This is a genomic window from Cyclobacterium amurskyense (genome assembly GCF_001050135.1).
GTDB classification, from domain to species: Bacteria; Bacteroidota; Bacteroidia; order Cytophagales; family Cyclobacteriaceae; genus Cyclobacterium; species Cyclobacterium amurskyense.
In genome coordinates, this window is record NZ_CP012040.1 from 2,555,341 (window position 1) to 2,570,740 (window position 15,400).

At 38.5% G+C, this 15,400-nt stretch carries 14 protein-coding genes; 3 read left to right on the forward strand and 11 right to left on the reverse strand.

Going from position 1 to position 15,400, the window contains the following annotated elements; translation table 11 throughout:
* Window positions 1-10 precede the first annotated feature (10 nt).
* Window positions 11-340, forward strand: a complete 330-nt coding sequence (locus tag CA2015_RS10555) for a GIY-YIG nuclease family protein (RefSeq protein WP_048641875.1) — start codon at window positions 11-13, stop codon at window positions 338-340.
* 262 nt (window positions 341-602) lie between these two features.
* On the opposite strand, the gene CA2015_RS10560 is transcribed toward CA2015_RS10555, so the two are convergent.
* The gene (locus tag CA2015_RS10560) at window positions 603-2,864 is read right to left on the reverse strand and encodes an alpha-L-fucosidase (RefSeq protein WP_053086674.1); all 2,262 of its coding nucleotides are present in this window, start codon (window positions 2,862-2,864) and stop codon (window positions 603-605) included.
* A gap of 346 nt (window positions 2,865-3,210) precedes the next feature.
* Between CA2015_RS10560 and CA2015_RS10565 the strand changes: the two genes are divergently transcribed.
* Window positions 3,211-4,797, forward strand: a complete 1,587-nt coding sequence (locus CA2015_RS10565) for a fibronectin type III domain-containing protein (protein WP_048644474.1) — start codon at window positions 3,211-3,213, stop codon at window positions 4,795-4,797.
* 427 nt (window positions 4,798-5,224) lie between these two features.
* Here CA2015_RS10565 and CA2015_RS10570 read toward each other — a convergent pair whose 3' ends face one another.
* From CA2015_RS10570 to CA2015_RS10610, 9 genes are all read right to left on the reverse strand, one after another.
* Window positions 5,225-7,672 carry an ABC transporter permease gene (locus tag CA2015_RS10570; RefSeq protein WP_048641876.1) on the reverse strand — a complete coding sequence of 816 codons (2,448 nt, stop codon included), beginning with the start codon at window positions 7,670-7,672 and terminating at the stop codon, window positions 5,225-5,227.
* A 455-nt stretch (window positions 7,673-8,127) separates the two neighbouring features.
* Entirely contained in the window at window positions 8,128-8,631 is a 504-nt protein-coding gene (locus tag CA2015_RS10575; RefSeq protein WP_048641877.1) for a hypothetical protein, read from the reverse strand.
* Window positions 8,632-8,637: 6 nt separating this feature from the next.
* Entirely contained in the window at window positions 8,638-8,886 is a 249-nt protein-coding gene (locus CA2015_RS10580; protein ID WP_048641878.1) for a hypothetical protein, read from the reverse strand.
* A gap of 134 nt (window positions 8,887-9,020) precedes the next feature.
* The gene (locus CA2015_RS10585) at window positions 9,021-9,683 is read right to left on the reverse strand and encodes an SCO family protein (protein WP_048644475.1); all 663 of its coding nucleotides are present in this window, start codon (window positions 9,681-9,683) and stop codon (window positions 9,021-9,023) included.
* Entirely contained in the window at window positions 9,670-10,245 is a 576-nt protein-coding gene (locus CA2015_RS10590; protein WP_048641879.1) for a toxin-antitoxin system YwqK family antitoxin, read from the reverse strand. The genes CA2015_RS10585 and CA2015_RS10590 overlap by 14 nt, the downstream gene beginning before the upstream one ends.
* The gene (locus tag CA2015_RS10595; RefSeq protein WP_048641880.1) at window positions 10,245-11,003 is read right to left on the reverse strand and encodes a YHYH protein; all 759 of its coding nucleotides are present in this window, start codon (window positions 11,001-11,003) and stop codon (window positions 10,245-10,247) included. The genes CA2015_RS10590 and CA2015_RS10595 overlap by 1 nt, the downstream gene beginning before the upstream one ends.
* A gap of 40 nt (window positions 11,004-11,043) precedes the next feature.
* Window positions 11,044-11,688, reverse strand: coding sequence for a DUF6702 family protein (locus CA2015_RS10600; RefSeq protein ID WP_048641881.1), 645 nt, complete (start codon window positions 11,686-11,688; stop codon window positions 11,044-11,046).
* 13 nt (window positions 11,689-11,701) lie between these two features.
* On the reverse strand, window positions 11,702-12,658 hold the full coding sequence (locus CA2015_RS10605; RefSeq protein WP_048641882.1) for a YHYH protein: 957 nt from the start codon (window positions 12,656-12,658) through the stop codon (window positions 11,702-11,704).
* A 236-nt stretch (window positions 12,659-12,894) separates the two neighbouring features.
* Window positions 12,895-13,341, reverse strand: coding sequence for a DUF4625 domain-containing protein (locus CA2015_RS10610; protein ID WP_048644476.1), 447 nt, complete (start codon window positions 13,339-13,341; stop codon window positions 12,895-12,897).
* A gap of 265 nt (window positions 13,342-13,606) precedes the next feature.
* Between CA2015_RS10610 and CA2015_RS10615 the strand changes: the two genes are divergently transcribed.
* Entirely contained in the window at window positions 13,607-14,377 is a 771-nt protein-coding gene (locus CA2015_RS10615) for a DUF4625 domain-containing protein (RefSeq protein WP_048641883.1), read from the forward strand.
* 290 nt (window positions 14,378-14,667) lie between these two features.
* On the opposite strand, the gene CA2015_RS10620 is transcribed toward CA2015_RS10615, so the two are convergent.
* Window positions 14,668-15,366, reverse strand: a complete 699-nt coding sequence (locus CA2015_RS10620; RefSeq protein ID WP_048641884.1) for a DUF2490 domain-containing protein — start codon at window positions 15,364-15,366, stop codon at window positions 14,668-14,670.
* Window positions 15,367-15,400: the final 34 nt, after the last annotated feature.

Here is a 15,400-nt window from a genome sequence, read left to right on the forward strand (position 1 = left end):
CGAGATCAAAGTGAATCGGGAAGCCCAAGAGGAGGAGCTAAAGCCAGCACAGATAGTGTTGGCTTTTTTCGTTATGGATCAGTATTATGTCTATATCATATATTCTGAGTTAATCGATAAATTCTATGTTGGACAGACAGGGGACGTCGACAAAAGACTCCTATTTCACAACGATTCTCAAAGGAATAACATCTGGACTAAAAGAGGGATTCCCTGGGTACTCAAAAAAGCGATTCCCTTCAACTCTAGAACAGAAGCATTGAAGGCTGAAAAATTTATAAAAAGTCAGAAATCTAGAAAAGTAATTTTAGCTATTATTCAAAACGGATACAATAAATAATTTAGAGCATCTGATCCCGGTCGACCGGGAAGGGTCCTTGGTTCGCCTGTCCCGAGATCAAAGTGAATCGGGAAGCCCAAGAGGAGGAGCTTAATAGTCCACTTACATAAGAATGTATGTGGACTTTTTTTTTAGGAATTATTATAATAAGAAAGACCTAAAAGTGGGGGATTGAGATGAAATAAATAGGTACAAAAAAATAGCAGCAGAAAATAGTTTTCCGCTGCTATTTTCAATTTAGCAGTCAAAATTAAATTGCCGCCTATTTTACCAATAGTCCAAGTTCTGCTATTGCAGCAAATGTATTGCCTCCGGCAATTCTTTTGGCTTCAAGTTTTATATATCTTGTTTTTATAGGGCTTCTAAAGTCATGCCGTCTCAAAGTAGGGTCATTGATTAGGTTACCAAACTCAAAACCCTCTAGAAGTTGCCAGTTTTTTCCATCTGAGCTGTAATAAATATTTCCTAACTCTATCATGCCCTCTTTGTCCTTTAATGGTGGCAAATAGGTGAATCCTGTAATGGTTTGAGAGGTGCCTAGGTCCACAGTTATTTGTTGTCCCCCATTTTTACTTCCTATTGCCTTGTAATAACTTTCTTGTTTACCGTCAATTGCATTGAAAGCATCATGATTAACTTCAGAAGAGGATGCGCTTACAATTTTCCAATCTCCTTTGACGGCTCCGAAGAGGGAATTAGTGATTGCACCACGATCATTTTTACCAAATGCTGCTGCTGTTACTTCTCCATGAGACAAATGAAAAGGCCCTTCATACAAATTAGATTGGCTGTTGGGTTCACTTCCATCTAAGGTATACCTTATGCTTAGGTCTTTATTGAGGCTCCCGGCAATATCTTGTTCATAGGTCTTCCAGCCAAAATCCACTTTTTTTGGCGCAATGCTTATCATACCTTTTAGGTTTCTTTCAATGGTTAATTGTGGAGGACGGGTTTCATAATAGTAAGCAGCCACTTTACTTATGGCGGGGATATACCTTTCTTCATCTACTGTAATCCGAAGCTTGTTGGTGTAAACTTCAGGAAATCGGAGGATGTTTTTATAGCCTATATTGTATCCATTTGCTATTTCTTTCCATTCCCCATCAAGTAAAGCCTCCAATGTGAAGGCCGCCACTCTTTCACCATGAGATTTGATTGCTTCTTGGATAACCAATCGATTCATTTTTATGGGGGCTTTCAAGCTAATCTCAAATGATTTTGATTGGTCGAGTAAAATAAAGCTTTGGTCATCATTGTCCAGAACCTCTTTGGGTCCTTTGGCATCAATTAATAAGTCCTTACTATAAGTATTCCTTATTCTCTTCCCTACTTCCTTAAGTACTTTTACATCCCTATCAGGAAAAAGCCCTTGGGTGTTAGGGGGGATGTTGAGAAGGAAGATTGAGTTTCCACCAACAGCTCTTTCGTACATGTCAAAAACGTCATCAGCACTTCTTACTCCTTGTTCGTGGTCATTTCGGTAAAACCAGCCTTCTCTAATGGAAGTATTTGTCTCTGCAGGTTGATAGTGCAAATATTTAGCCGTGTATAAATTTTCCAAAAAAGCAACTTCTTCCCCGGTAATGTCTTCAAAGCGATTCATCTGATTAGGGTTTTCCTGATATGGGATAACATTCCATTCTATCTTTCGAGTTTGCCCTGATTCGTTGCCACACCACCTGATGTCTTGTCTGCCAAAAATAACAGCTTCTGGGGCTAGTTTTCTGATTAAGGTTTTCCAGGAGGAGTAATCATAGGTTTGGCCACCTTTTCTTTTCGGGTGGGCGCCATCAAACCAAACTTCTTTTATAGGACCATACTCGGTAAGTAATTCAAAAAGTTGATTAAGGAAATATTCATTATAATCATCTACCTCAAATTCGAAAGTAGTTTGGTTTTCAAATGGCCTTCCTTTTACAACTGCAGGAATGGTTCTTTTCGTTTTTTTACTAAGATTTCCATACAGACCCAAAGGGTTTTCAATTTGGTACAAATCTGCAGGAGAAAGGTATACACCAAGGTCAAGCCCATATTTTTCGCAGGAGGCAGCGAGGTCTTTCAATACATCGCCTTTGCCATTTCTAAAACCTGTAGACATCAGACCATGTGTGGTGTACCTTGATTGCCATAATACAAAGCCATCATGATGTTTGGCAGTAAAGATTACCTTGGTCATGCCAGCAGCTTTCATTGCTTCGCACCATTGGTCCGTATCAAGTTCTTTTAAATCAAATACGGTAGGATCCTCCATGCCGGAACCCCATTCTTTGGCCGTAAAAGTATTTGGGCCAAAATGAACAAAACCAATAAACTCATCTTTAAGCGCATTGTATTGGTTTTCTGTCGGTACAACATGGGCAGCCTTGAGACGAATGTTGTTTTGATTGTCATCCTTGTCAATGTCATAAGTTGATCTAGGTGCTAATAAAAGGCCATTTTTTGAAGGACTGCAAGCAATAGAAAGGAGCAGGCACAGGCCTATCAAGATATTAGTAGGCTTCTTTAGGTCTAAGGGTAATTTCATATTGGATGTTTTGTTATTTTTTTATATAAAAAACCAAACATAATAAAAAAATTTATTTTTCTGTAAAGGCTTTGGTCTTATATTAGGTTTTATTCCTTGGGAGGTAAATAATATTTTTCTACCTTGGAGTTGTGGAATAGATCGCCTCCCAATTGTCATTCGAAACGAATGAATGGATGAAAAGAAGAGAATATTGGAACAGGGGAGTTCCCAAAGAAATGAATATAAAATAGTAAAAAAAATATCGACAACCATTCATTTGAGAGTCTATATGTATTGGTTTGAATAGTAGGAGATTAAATATAAATTCATTGATAAACCAAGTACCTCTATAAATAAAATGAAAATGCAATTCAAAGTTTTTTTAGCCTTACTGTTTGCTTGTGTTTGCACTCAGTCTATGGCTCAGGTAATTGAGATTAAGCCCTATCTACAAGATGTAGAACCAAATTCTGCCATAGTAATGTGGCAAACTTCAGAGGGAGAGGAAAGTATTGTGGAATGGGGGACAAGTCCTAATCTAAGCAATACTGCTAGCGGAACAGCTGAGGCAATCAATTTTGATGAGGTACAGGTTCATACCGTTAAAATCACCGGTCTGGATCGTTTTACTGAATATTATTACCGTGTTCGAACAGGAGATGTGGTCTCTGATATCTTTCAATTTAAAACACCTCCTTTTTCTAATGATGGGGAAGATTTTAAGATGGTGGCCATGAGTGATATGCAATATGATCACAATCAACCTGATAAATTTAGTGAAGTGGTGAACGAAGGTGTTATCGGTTACCTTGAAAAAGAGTTTGGTGGATCTTTGCCGGACAATTTGGCCATGGTGCTTATTCCGGGTGATTTGGTGCAGACAGGATCTAAATTTTATCAGTGGAAAGATCACTTTTTTAATCCAGCAGAGAAATTATTTTCTGAAGTGCCCGTATATCCTGTACCGGGTAATCATGAGCGGAATTCAGTGTATTACTTTAAGTATTTCAGTTTGCCAGAGAATGGTACTCCGGCCTATGCAGAACACTGGTGGTACAAAGATTATGGCAACACACGTGTAATTGGATTGGATTCAAATGATGGTTACAGAAATTTGTCAGAACAACTTGATTGGCTAAAAAAACTACTTGCAGACACAGAGAAAGACGATAATATCGATTTTGTTTTTGCTCAATTGCATCATCCTTTTAAATCCGAACTTTGGATTCCCGGCGAAGAGGATTTTACAGGGAAAATTGTGACAGAATTGGAACAGTTTTCAACCAAGACCGGGAAACCTAGTATCCACTTTTTTGGGCATACGCACGGCTATTCAAGAGGACAGTCCAGGGACCACAAGCACCTTTGGATCAATGTTGCTTCAGCTGGCGGAGCGATAGATAACTGGGGCGAATTTGAAGGAAGGGACTACGATGAATTTACGGTTACTCAAGATGAATACGGCTTTGTAATGGTATCAGTAGATGGAAACAGAAAAGACCCTAAGTTTACCATTAAGCGTATCAGCAGAGGTAATACGATAGCGCATAGGGAAAATGAATTGAGGGATAGCATTACCGTATGGAGAAAAGAGCGCAAACCATCTGCTCCCGAAGCTCTTTCTCCTTCTGGAGAGGGCGTTTCTATAAAGGGTGCTGTTTTGAAAGCGGGAGAGTTTAAAAGCGAATTTACAGGCACCTTTCATGCCGCTTCCCATTGGCAGGTGTCAAAATCAGAGGATTTTGAAAATCTAGCTTATGAGAGCTGGCAACAATTTGAAAACTGGTATTATAAAGAAAACCGACAAAAGGACGATGACTTAACCGATGAAAAAACGGAGCGACTCAATCCAAATACTACTTATTATTGGAGGGTTCGCTTTCGGGATCAAAACCTGAATTGGAGTGATTGGTCTGAGGTTAAGACTATTAAAACAGAAGACAAATTATAATTACCACTTTGATCTAGCGTGGAATAAACATGTTACTACCAGGTATAGCACGTTAATTCCCCGGACCACCAATACGAGAGATGGGGCAGGGTAGCTAATTCGGTCTGGCGTTTTTTATGACTTAATGTTTGCTCAAACCTATTTTTTAGTGGGTATAAGTAAAAACCTGAGATTGAGTTAAGTTCGTCTTAAAACAGGCCAAATCGTCATTGCGAGCCCTTTTAAAGGTGAATAATGAGGTGGGAAGGGTATTGCAATCTCACTTTGCTTGGGATTCCCACGTATTTCTTCAGTCAAAGCTCCCTCTAATCCTACCCATGATGATTATTTTTATGAAGAAAGGAGGGTACAGATTGACCAAATAAACATCATCTTACCGGTAGGTATATTAATCGAAATCAGGTTATCAATAAATTTTAGGGATATTTTATTCCACTTTTAAAGTCTCCACAGGATTTTTATTGGCTATTCTTATGCTTTGTGGCACCACTGTGAAAAGAGCTAATACTGTTACGATGAGTGAGCCAAGGATCAAAGTACCTATTCCAAAATCAGCTCGGACGATCATAAATTCCAACCAAAATTTGTTGAAAAAATAACTTGCCGGGGCAGCGATTAATATGGCGATCAAAATCATCTTTAAAAACTCTTTGGAAAGCAGGTAGTTCAACGTCAACAGGTCGGCCCCAAGTACCTTGCGAACTCCGATTTCCTTGGTCCGTCTTTCGGTACTATAAATCGCCATGCCAAATAGGCCAAGGCAAGCAATCAATATGGCGATAAAGGCCAAAAATCCAATAATAGAAATGAGGTCTAAAATCGCTTGATTGTTAGCAGCCAGCTGATTTTCGTAATATTCATATTTTAAGGGGTGAATAGGATCAATTTTTTGCCAGGCAGCTTCTAAATTGGCCAGGGTTCTTTCTTGGTCTCCTTCGGAGATTTTAACCGTTGCAAACTTGAAAATCGAGGGATCATACTGGAAGACAATTGGACCTGTCTCACGACCTGTAAACAATAAAAAGAAATTGAAATTCTTGAAAACACCTGTTACGGTTTTGTTATGGCCTCCGATTTCAAATGTTTCTCCAATAATTGAAGAAGGCTGTGCATAGCCAAGTTCTCTGACTGCCATCTCGTTCACCATAACGGAATTGGATATACTGTCATTTCCCATTGGTATTTTTTCACCGGCCAACAATTCAATTCCCAATATCTCCGCAAAATTCCGATCCACACTAAGTTTTATGGCCGATTTGCTGGTTTCTGAATCAAGTTTTTTTATTTCTGTATTGTCATTACGGCCATCAGCAGGAACATAGGCACAGGCAGAAACATCATCAACTCCGGGAACTTCAAGAAAGGCACTCTTTAAAAGTTGATAGTCGTTGCTCTGCAAATTAATATGGAGTATGTTTTTCGGTTTAAACCCATAATCGAATTTTGTAAACAATTCCATCTGACGGTAAACAAGAATACTTCCGATAATGAAAAATAAGGAAATGGCGAACTGTGAAACGGTAAGTATCTTTCTTAAGCCCATCTTTCCTGAGCCTAAATTCCCAATTCCTTTTAAGGCCTTTACCGAATTGAATTTTGACATGTGTATGGCTGGATACACACCCGCTAGAAACCCTACAAGCAAGGTGAATACCAGGATGAAACCAAATACTTTTAAATTGAAATCCAGACTAAAATTGAGATACTGGTTCATCCATAGCCCTAGAAATGCATTTTTCAGATAAATTAAAAATACAAAGGCCAGTAGCAATGAAAGGAAGACGGTAATAAAGGCCTCGCTCACAAATTGATAAATGAGATCACTCTTGGCTGCCCCATTCACTTTGCGTACTCCGATCTCATTGGACCGGGTAATTGCTCGTGCCACCGAAAGACTGGTATAGTTAAGGCAACTTGCCAACAAAATAATCAAGGCCAAACCTCCCAATATATAATAAGCGAAAAGTGGAAGGGTAGTGTCCGTTCCATTACCAGTGGCCTCTCCCGGGGTTATATTGGTAAGTGGTTGGAAATTGTATCTAATCTTTTGTAAATATTCGTTTTCGCTTTTCTCCAAATAAGTTGAAGTGAAGGACCCCAAGGTATTTGTTAGCTCCTTTTCTCCAAAAGAGGGCTTTAACATAACGTAACCATAGGTTTTGTGATCAATGCTCCAATTGTCACGAATATCTTCTATTTTTGATTCCTTGTAAAGGGTCTCCAAAGTTGACGAAGAAGCCATCACGTCAAATTTTAAATGTGATTTTGGCTGATCAGAGAAAACACCCGTAACAGTAAATAATCCCCAATCTACAGGATCCGTACTTTCATCTGTCCAGAAATTAAGTCCTCGATCGGTAAATTGCACCGTTTTACCTATGGGATTTTCATCTCCGAAAAGCTTTTGCTTTACCTCATGACTTATTACTATCGTGTTAGGTTCACTAAGCGCTGAATTTTTGTCTCCGGCCTCCAAGGCAAAATCGAAAACATGGAAAAAGGAGGGATTTGTGAAATAACCCTTTATTTCCACATAAGACTTCTGATTGTTTTCATTTGTATAAATGGCGTCACCACCAAAGCCCGTTCGCAAGAAGGTGGCATCCTCAACTATGGCAGATTCGTTTTTCAAGGCATCAATGGTAGGGAAAGGTATTGTTGCCCGCATACGGTTGTTGTCAAGAGGGCTGGTAACGATTCTAAAAATTCTGTCTTTGTTATCATGGAAATCATCATAGGACTTCTGATCTACCCACATCATAATAATCAACATACATATTGACATTGCTGCTGCCAATCCAAAAACATTGATTAGCGAATAGGTTCTGTTTTTGAAGAAAACCCTAAATCCTATTTTTAAATAATTAAAGAACATAATACCGTTATTTATATTAACCGTGATAAGCGCAATGAGGGCATAACCTTAAAAGTTCTGCTTATACCTAATATCCTATGTCTAATATTTGTGCCAAAAACATAAAAAGCTGTATATCAGTTCAATATGTTTAAAAAGTATTAAGGTTAGCTTTAAATTGTAATATAATGTTACAACAAGTGTCTAATATTTTTACACTGTATCAGTAGGTCTGGTAGAAGATTTAACTTCACTGATTTTTTTATGTCAATTTCATAAAAAAAATGTTTTGAATTGACCATAAGGATTGCCTTGGTTACCTATTGTATTTCACTTTTACTTGAACATCATTTTCCGGGTAAAATTAGAATGAATTGACCCAAGAAAATTTCTCATCAATCTAAAACCTTAGAGAGAAACAGTCGGCTAAATCAATTTTATTTAAAGGTAAATTTGGCAATTATTGAAAAGGAGGTTTAGGGTTTTGAGTCTGCGCTAGGTTTATTAAAGCGTTCATACATTTCAATGTCAAAGTAAGAAACGGTAACAAGGTTGTCTAAGGTTATGATCAAATCAACATCCAATTCATAAAGTGACTGGAATTTGACTTCTTCTACATATTCAGAATAAACATCAAGATAATGTGTTGTAAAGACCAATTTCTTTTGTACATCTCGATATCCGCTAAATACCGGAATGACTCTGATGTAGTTACTGACAGTAGGAATAGGTAATTCTTTTACCCATGCGATATAAAACTTATCAGTATCCAATGTGAATTCCAGAAGTTTAGCATCCTTGAATGAGGATCTAAGTAATAATTCGATAAATGAAAAAAATAATAACCAAGTTCCTATTAAAATTGTATCAAAAACAAGCCTTTGTCGATCTAGCCTTTGTTGCTTGAATTTGAATTTATTAAACCTGAATAATAAGTAGTACCCTCCTAAAAGAGGCAGTATTAAAAGGTTCCAAGGCATTTGAAATTAGGTAATTTCGGGATTCAATTCCTTTTTTTTGGATTCTATTTCTTTGAAAATGGAAGACTTTTTTAATCTGCTGATAAGACTTTGAACTTTTTCTTGTTTGAAAAAGTCTTCATTTTCTATGTAAATTCTTCCTTCTTTGGTCGCTTTTACGACGTCTTTATTTTTCTTTACTTCAATCATATCAAAATCTAATATTTTTCTGTATAAATCAAAAACGTAATCAATGGTTTCTTGGTTTAAACACAATTATAAAAATCTAAAAAGCCATATAAATTGAAACTTGGTAGAATTATCATAACATTAGTTTAAAGTAGTTGATTTTTTTCATTTATCCCAATTTTATTGGTGGGAACTTAATGGTCCAAACTCTCTAAGTAGGCTTAAATTGATTCCTCCTTTAAAATTTCAATATGCCGTTTTAGTCGCTCCAAATCCAACTCAAGGGTTCCGTTGTAAACGCCCCTGATATAGCCTTGTTTGTCTACGAGGATAAAATTTTCGGTATGGATAAAGGTTTCAGGATCCTGCGTCTTTGTAAAATCCTCATCGGCGAAATAGCCGTTTCTGGCAATATCATAAATGGCCTCTTTTGGACCTGTGACCAAATGCCACTTTGCGTCGTTTACTCCTTTTTCAACGGCATAATTCTTCAATACAGGCACACTGTCATTCCAAGGCATCACTGAATGGGACAGCAACATAAAGTCAGGATCATCTTTATAGGCTTCCTGCAAAAGGCTCATATTGCTCGTGAGCTTTGGACATATGCCGGGGCAAATGGTAAAAAAGAAATTGGCCACATAATTTTTCCCTGCATAGCTCTCATTGGTGATCCGCTCTCCATTTTGATTCAGGAATGAAAAATTGGGGATTCTATGCTCTTTGGTGTCCCAATCTGGCGTAAAGTCAGCAGAATTAAAGTAGGGCAATTTCGTGACTTCTGTAATTGCGGCTTTCTTGTTATTGCCTAACTGCTCTTTGCATGAATAGCCAACACCTATCAAAACAAATGCTAAAAGGAGGTTAATTCTAGTTCGTATCATGGCCATTTGTTTCTACAGGATTGCATTTCTTTAGTCCAATAAGTCCATACCGCTCACCATTTTTAGTGAAGTAATTGGCTTTTATCCGGCCGTCTTCCTGCCAAAGTTGTTGGCTTCCACTCTCTTTTCCATCAACATAGTTAAAAGCCATGAATTTTTGTCCTGAGGCATACCATTCTGTTACTGGTCCATTGTATTGCCCATTATTATTGAAATGGTATTCAAATTTAACATTGCCATTGGGCCACCAACCATGGTGAGTTCCCACTTTGTATCCCTTCAAATAAACCCTTGAGGACTCCATGCTCCCTTCAGGGTACCACTGTTTTTCCTCACCATCTTTTCGTCCATCATTATAGAGCGCTTCAGATTTCTTGTTGCCATTGTAATAAGTGCTTATTAGTCTTCCTTTAAATAGCATTCCCTTATAATAGAGTGAGCCATTGTTCAAATGCAACTGTGGGTCAGCGGCATCCACAACAAGATTACCCTTGGTACTTTCACATGAAATGAATACCAATAAGAGGATCAAGGTGGTCTTATATAGGTAATTCTTTGGCATTATTTTGTGATGCTTCCCGGAGTTCCAAAATAACCGCTTCCATTAAGATAAGGGTCCTCACTACTGATATGATAATGGTAAATGCCTTCAGGAAAATCTTCAGTAATGGAGAAGTGTCCATGATAAGCATCCAGGTCATCATTGGTAATGGTGTGGCCATTTTCAACTGGCCCATATACAGGAAAGCCATCGGACAAAAGCCCTAAAAATGCGTCATTACCAAATTCGGAAGTCAAGTAAGTTGGTTCAATGTGATAATGGTATTCGCCGCGCATCTGCGGATGGCCTGCCCATTGATCAAAAGAATCGATTTCATTGGTCAATGGCTGGTCGGGACCGGCATATTGATTGTAGAAAACGACCCCATTTCTGGAAACGCCAATTGCTCCAAGAGGGGTTGACTGGTGAAAGCTTGCCTCAGATGGATACAGCGGTATGGTCAAAACAATGTTTTGGCTGGCAATGGTATTCGGGTTTTTATTATAAGCTGGATTGTTGCCGCTATACTCACTGTATAAAGGATTGCTTGTGGGCCAATAAGGACTTGTGTGGTTAGGGAGATCCTGGGTAGTGAAAATCACATTGTCCCCACGTATTTCATAGGAAAGGCCAGTCCCTTCAAATTTTGTCAATAGGGCGCTGATGTCATACTCTGTAGAAGTTTCTTCCATATCCATTTCTTCCATTTCATTGGAACAAGCCATGCTGAGGGCCATAATAATAAAGTAAATAGGCATTGTATTCTTTATTTGCTTCATTATGATAATTTATTTTAAAGATTTTAATCCTGTACTTATCCTAGTTTATCGGCAGCAGTTTTTTTCGTTTAATATAATACGCCAATAGTAAAAATGAAATAATCCCTACTAGCCAATAGTTGAAACTGGATTGTATTGTTTCATCCTGTAAAAGGCCAAAAATTAAGTTCGCTTCCTGAATTACAAATTGTTCCTCCTCTACTTTGAGATTGGCTGTATGCTGGTTCTCGTTGTTTAGGATAAATTGGACATTGTTCTTGCCTTCTCCCAAAACCATAAAAATACTTTGATTTCGATTGATATCCTTAAAACTTGGGTTTTTTACGACAATGGTCTCAATGGTTTCAGGTATTCCTTCTGTCTGGAAAACCACATTGGTGTCGTGCCCCAGTTTTACGAAACCATTTTTAAGCGCAAGTGACTTGTCTTGTCCATTAATATTTATGGAAATATTATCCATTAAATACTCCATAACCAATTCCTGAAATTCTTCAGGGGTAGCAAAAGCTCCCTCACCATAATGCTGTTTAATTACATATTCAAAAGCTGTGAGAGGCGATCTTACTTGCAGTATCCAGCCCTGATGCGCTTGTTCTGTTAAAATAATAGAAGATATAGCAGGCTGGTGCGCTTGGGCAATCCCTGCCCAGGTCAATAGTATAAAACTTGCAATCCATTTAATCATTTTTTCTAATGTTTTAGTTGACGTAAGCACCCGCAAGGCAGTCAATGAAATTGTTATTCCCTGCTGCATCTACATGGTAATGGTAACCTCTTGTATCATCATAGTGACCTCTGCATTGGTCCAGGTCGCTGGGCTCTTCACCACTCTCATTGAGTTGGGTATGAATACTATGCCCATCCATTGCATAACCAATCATGGCTGCATGGCCGTCTTCCTGAGGAATTTCAGTACTGGTTCCGGTGGCGGCATGATAATGATAGCCCTGATGTACATTGATATGTCCTCCTGCATCGTCAAAAGGAGCGAGGGTATAGGCGGATAGTATGGCATCTGTTGGGGCGGCCCCAGAGAATTCTATTCCGTTAAAAGCGATTCCCCTAACATTAGGCCCACGACCTCCTCTAGGCCCCATGGTGAAATTATTTGGACTGGTAAGCCTCACTGGGGTAATGGGAATTAACCAGGTCTGAGAAAGGTCTGAGATATAAGAAGGAAGGCATTCCACACAAAAATTCTGGTATTCAACGCCCACATTTGGGTTCGCCGCATTTATACAGTCTTCTTTAGTACTTGTGACGAATATGTCTCCATTGGCATCATACATCATCCAAGTATCATCATCATAAAAAGAGGCCAGATTCTCGATAAAAGCACCATCAACATCATAAACCTGTCCATTTTCCAGCCAAATGCCACCTGCTTCTTCACCATCTGAAATATTACTTGGGCACCATGGACCCATTTGGTGATCTGAAGCAGTACTAGTGGTTACGATTTGGTAACATTCGGTTTCAGAACCATTTGAGAGTGTACATGGAACAATGGAAACGGTTGTGCCTTCTAAGAAGAGGGAAGCGTCCACATCGACTACTATCTCATCTGTGATTAGAATTTCCTGTTTCTTTTTGCTACACGATGAAGCAATTGCAAAAGCGGCAAAGAGCAAAGCAAAAAATTTATAATTTACCATAATCGTTTCTTTGTAAGCTTAGACGTCGTTCCAGCTAAAATCCCTCGGTAGATCCCAATTATTTTTACTTGTATAAAAATTCAGGGATAAGACAAAGGTCTTGTTATTGAACCATCTAAGGATTAGAAACCTGGCTTCACTTAGTGATTAAAAAATAATGTGATCGGGAAAAAAGGTCAAGGGGCAAAAGTATGCTCTGCTAAAAATCCCCTAAGTTGCTAAAAGGAGGCTTGGTATTAAGGGTTAAGTGGCAAGTTCCCTGGCGAATAAATGGTGACACTTCGCTTTTCTTCAGTGCGTGTACCATTTTGATCAGTGACGATGATAAGGAAATCATAAATGCCTTCTACAGCATCTTCAGGGATATCGAAGTGTTTGTGTACGTTGGCATTTTTTGTCCCCTTGTATTCCTCCCAAGTTAATTCAAAGTCCCAAAAACCTTCATAGGTTTTGCCATCTTGTGGGGCAATCTTTACCTGTACTTGTTCGATTAATTCTCCGGCCAGGATGTCTGCATTCAAATGAAAATCACTACCTATTACCCCGATTTCATTGTTGTTCAGCCCAATTTCTACATTTTCTATTGTGGGTGAAGGTAGAACAGGCTTAGCTTCTTCCTGGCATGAAACCAGGGCTAAGATGGAAATTACGGTAATGATGAAATGGTTGAATTTGCTTTTCATGGTTTTAAATAAAATTGGTTCAATAATAATTCTGCGAAGAAAAAATAGTGCGCTAAATACCCTATCTAGGGTAAATACACCAGTTTCTAATTTGCAATATTGTTGCAAATATATAACTTATTGATAATGAAACAATGTTGCGTTTGAGTTTAAGGTTATAATAATTTTTTCGTTTCAAAATTAGATTTAGTCTTGTTAATGCAATTCTATTGCATTATGTTTGCGCAACAAAGTTGCATTAATTAACCAAAAAAACTTATTGAAAATGAACAGAATTAGACTAACGTTTATTATTTCACTTTTTGCTTTGGCTTTGTTTTCTTGCCAAGAAGACGAAGAGCTGATTTTTGATTCTCCGGAAATCACCACTTTTGAAATGGGTGAGGGAAGTGCACATGCTACAGAGCCGGTTGCCTATAGGGGGTCGGATTTGCACATGGAAGCTACTATCCTTGCTTCTGCCAAAGTTTCCTCCATTAAGATAAGCATCCATGGGCATGACCTGGAAGTTGGGGAAGGAGAAACAGCATGGGATTTTTCACAAACCTACACCAGTGAACAATACCTTAGCACTAGCTTCGAGTTTCATGAGCATATTGATATTCCGGCCACCGCACCTGTTGGAGAATACCATGTGGTATTGGAAGTTACAGATATTGTGGGGAATATTTCAGAGATCGAAGGACACTTGGAGTTAAGGTCTTTGGTTCATATTAGTGGCTTCGAAATGGATGCCGATGTAGAAAGGGGAGAAGATTTTCATGTTGAGTTTTTAATCGCTGCCGCCCATGGCATTCATTCCATTACTGTGGATATTCATGCCCATGGACTTACTCCTGCTGCAGGAGAGGTAGTTTGGGAATTTGACAAAGTGTTTGAGGAAGGGTATCATGAATTGTCGGAGGTTGAATTTCATGAGCATATAGATGTTCCTGCCAATGTTACTCCGGGAGAATACCATGTAATGTTTACCGTGGCCGACGAAGAAGGAAATGAACAAGAATATGATACCTATATTGAGGTTGTAAACAATTGATTTTAACTTCAATTCAAAGATTTGAAATAAGCCGGTAGGTTCCGGCTTATTTCCTATTAAACCTTTAAGAACAAGTTAAAGTTGATTTTCTACGCAATGCAGCAAATTCCACTTTCGCTATAGGGGGATTTCAATAAAATTAGCGCATTATAACCAGGGCCTAGGCTTGAGTCGTGCTCAGTTTGTTATAGGATTGTATAAATATTCATCCCCTGAATTGCGATCAATAGACAAATTAAGGTAGAAAACCACCTCAATATTTCAATTCAAAAGTGACTGCTCACTTTGAATTAAATGTCATGATGTAAACTAAACTGGAGTTGATTTTTGCTCCAGCTATCAGTGGATTGTCGCATGCCTCCAAGTTGGATTTTTAGGTCTTTATTGAGCATATATCCCAAAGCCCCATAAAACCTGTTGCGGTCAAAAATTTCAATCGAATTCCCATTCCCTATATCACGTTGTCCATTGATAAATATTTCATTGTATAGAGCCAGGTAGATGGTGTTTTTTTCCATGGCCACTTTATTTAATGGGATATTTAAAAATAGATTATATCTGTATCGGGTTCTGAAATCCTGGTTTTCAACAAATCGTTGCTCATAGCGAAATCTATGGGTGGCATAGAATCGGTTGCCAAACTGAGAGGGGAATAGGGCTTCCTGATAAATTCTGGTCTCGGAGGAAGTGCTATTGTCATCTCCATAAGCCCCAGAGGTAATATTGGCAAGACCAAGGGTGAATTTGACGTCCGTTTTCTTGGGTTTATAGGTTAAGCCTCCGCGCAACAACAATTGTTCAAGGTCTCCTCCTTTGTTCCAGTTGCGGTATTGGATATCTCCTTGAAAGCCCCATTGACTTTCATTAAATGTAGTATTGAAAAAATACATGTACCAGGCCCCTGTTTTGTCCGTGTCTATTTGGGCTTTTACAGAGAAGGGTACAAGTAGGGCAATGATTATGGGCAATAAATATAAACGCTTTTTCATTTTAGGGTTTAAATTGTGTTGATGGAGTTTTGAA

What these genes read in the sequence shown, in the direction of transcription:
- CA2015_RS10560 (WP_053086674.1), bottom strand. Translation starts at nt 2,864, where the DNA reads ATGAAATTACCCTTAGACCTAAAGAAGCCTACTAATATCTTGATAGGC.
- CA2015_RS10565 (WP_048644474.1), top strand. Translation starts at nt 3,211, where the DNA reads ATGCAATTCAAAGTTTTTTTAGCCTTACTGTTTGCTTGTGTTTGCACT.
- CA2015_RS10570 (WP_048641876.1), bottom strand. Translation starts at nt 7,672, where the DNA reads ATGTTCTTTAATTATTTAAAAATAGGATTTAGGGTTTTCTTCAAAAAC.
- CA2015_RS10575 (WP_048641877.1), bottom strand. Translation starts at nt 8,631, where the DNA reads ATGCCTTGGAACCTTTTAATACTGCCTCTTTTAGGAGGGTACTACTTA.
- CA2015_RS10585 (WP_048644475.1), bottom strand. Translation starts at nt 9,683, where the DNA reads ATGATACGAACTAGAATTAACCTCCTTTTAGCATTTGTTTTGATAGGT.
- CA2015_RS10590 (WP_048641879.1), bottom strand. Translation starts at nt 10,245, where the DNA reads ATGCCAAAGAATTACCTATATAAGACCACCTTGATCCTCTTATTGGTA.
- CA2015_RS10595 (WP_048641880.1), bottom strand. Translation starts at nt 11,003, where the DNA reads ATGAAGCAAATAAAGAATACAATGCCTATTTACTTTATTATTATGGCC.
- CA2015_RS10600 (WP_048641881.1), bottom strand. Translation starts at nt 11,688, where the DNA reads ATGATTAAATGGATTGCAAGTTTTATACTATTGACCTGGGCAGGGATT.
- CA2015_RS10605 (WP_048641882.1), bottom strand. Translation starts at nt 12,658, where the DNA reads ATGGTAAATTATAAATTTTTTGCTTTGCTCTTTGCCGCTTTTGCAATT.
- CA2015_RS10610 (WP_048644476.1), bottom strand. Translation starts at nt 13,341, where the DNA reads ATGAAAAGCAAATTCAACCATTTCATCATTACCGTAATTTCCATCTTA.
- CA2015_RS10615 (WP_048641883.1), top strand. Translation starts at nt 13,607, where the DNA reads ATGAACAGAATTAGACTAACGTTTATTATTTCACTTTTTGCTTTGGCT.
- CA2015_RS10620 (WP_048641884.1), bottom strand. Translation starts at nt 15,366, where the DNA reads ATGAAAAAGCGTTTATATTTATTGCCCATAATCATTGCCCTACTTGTA.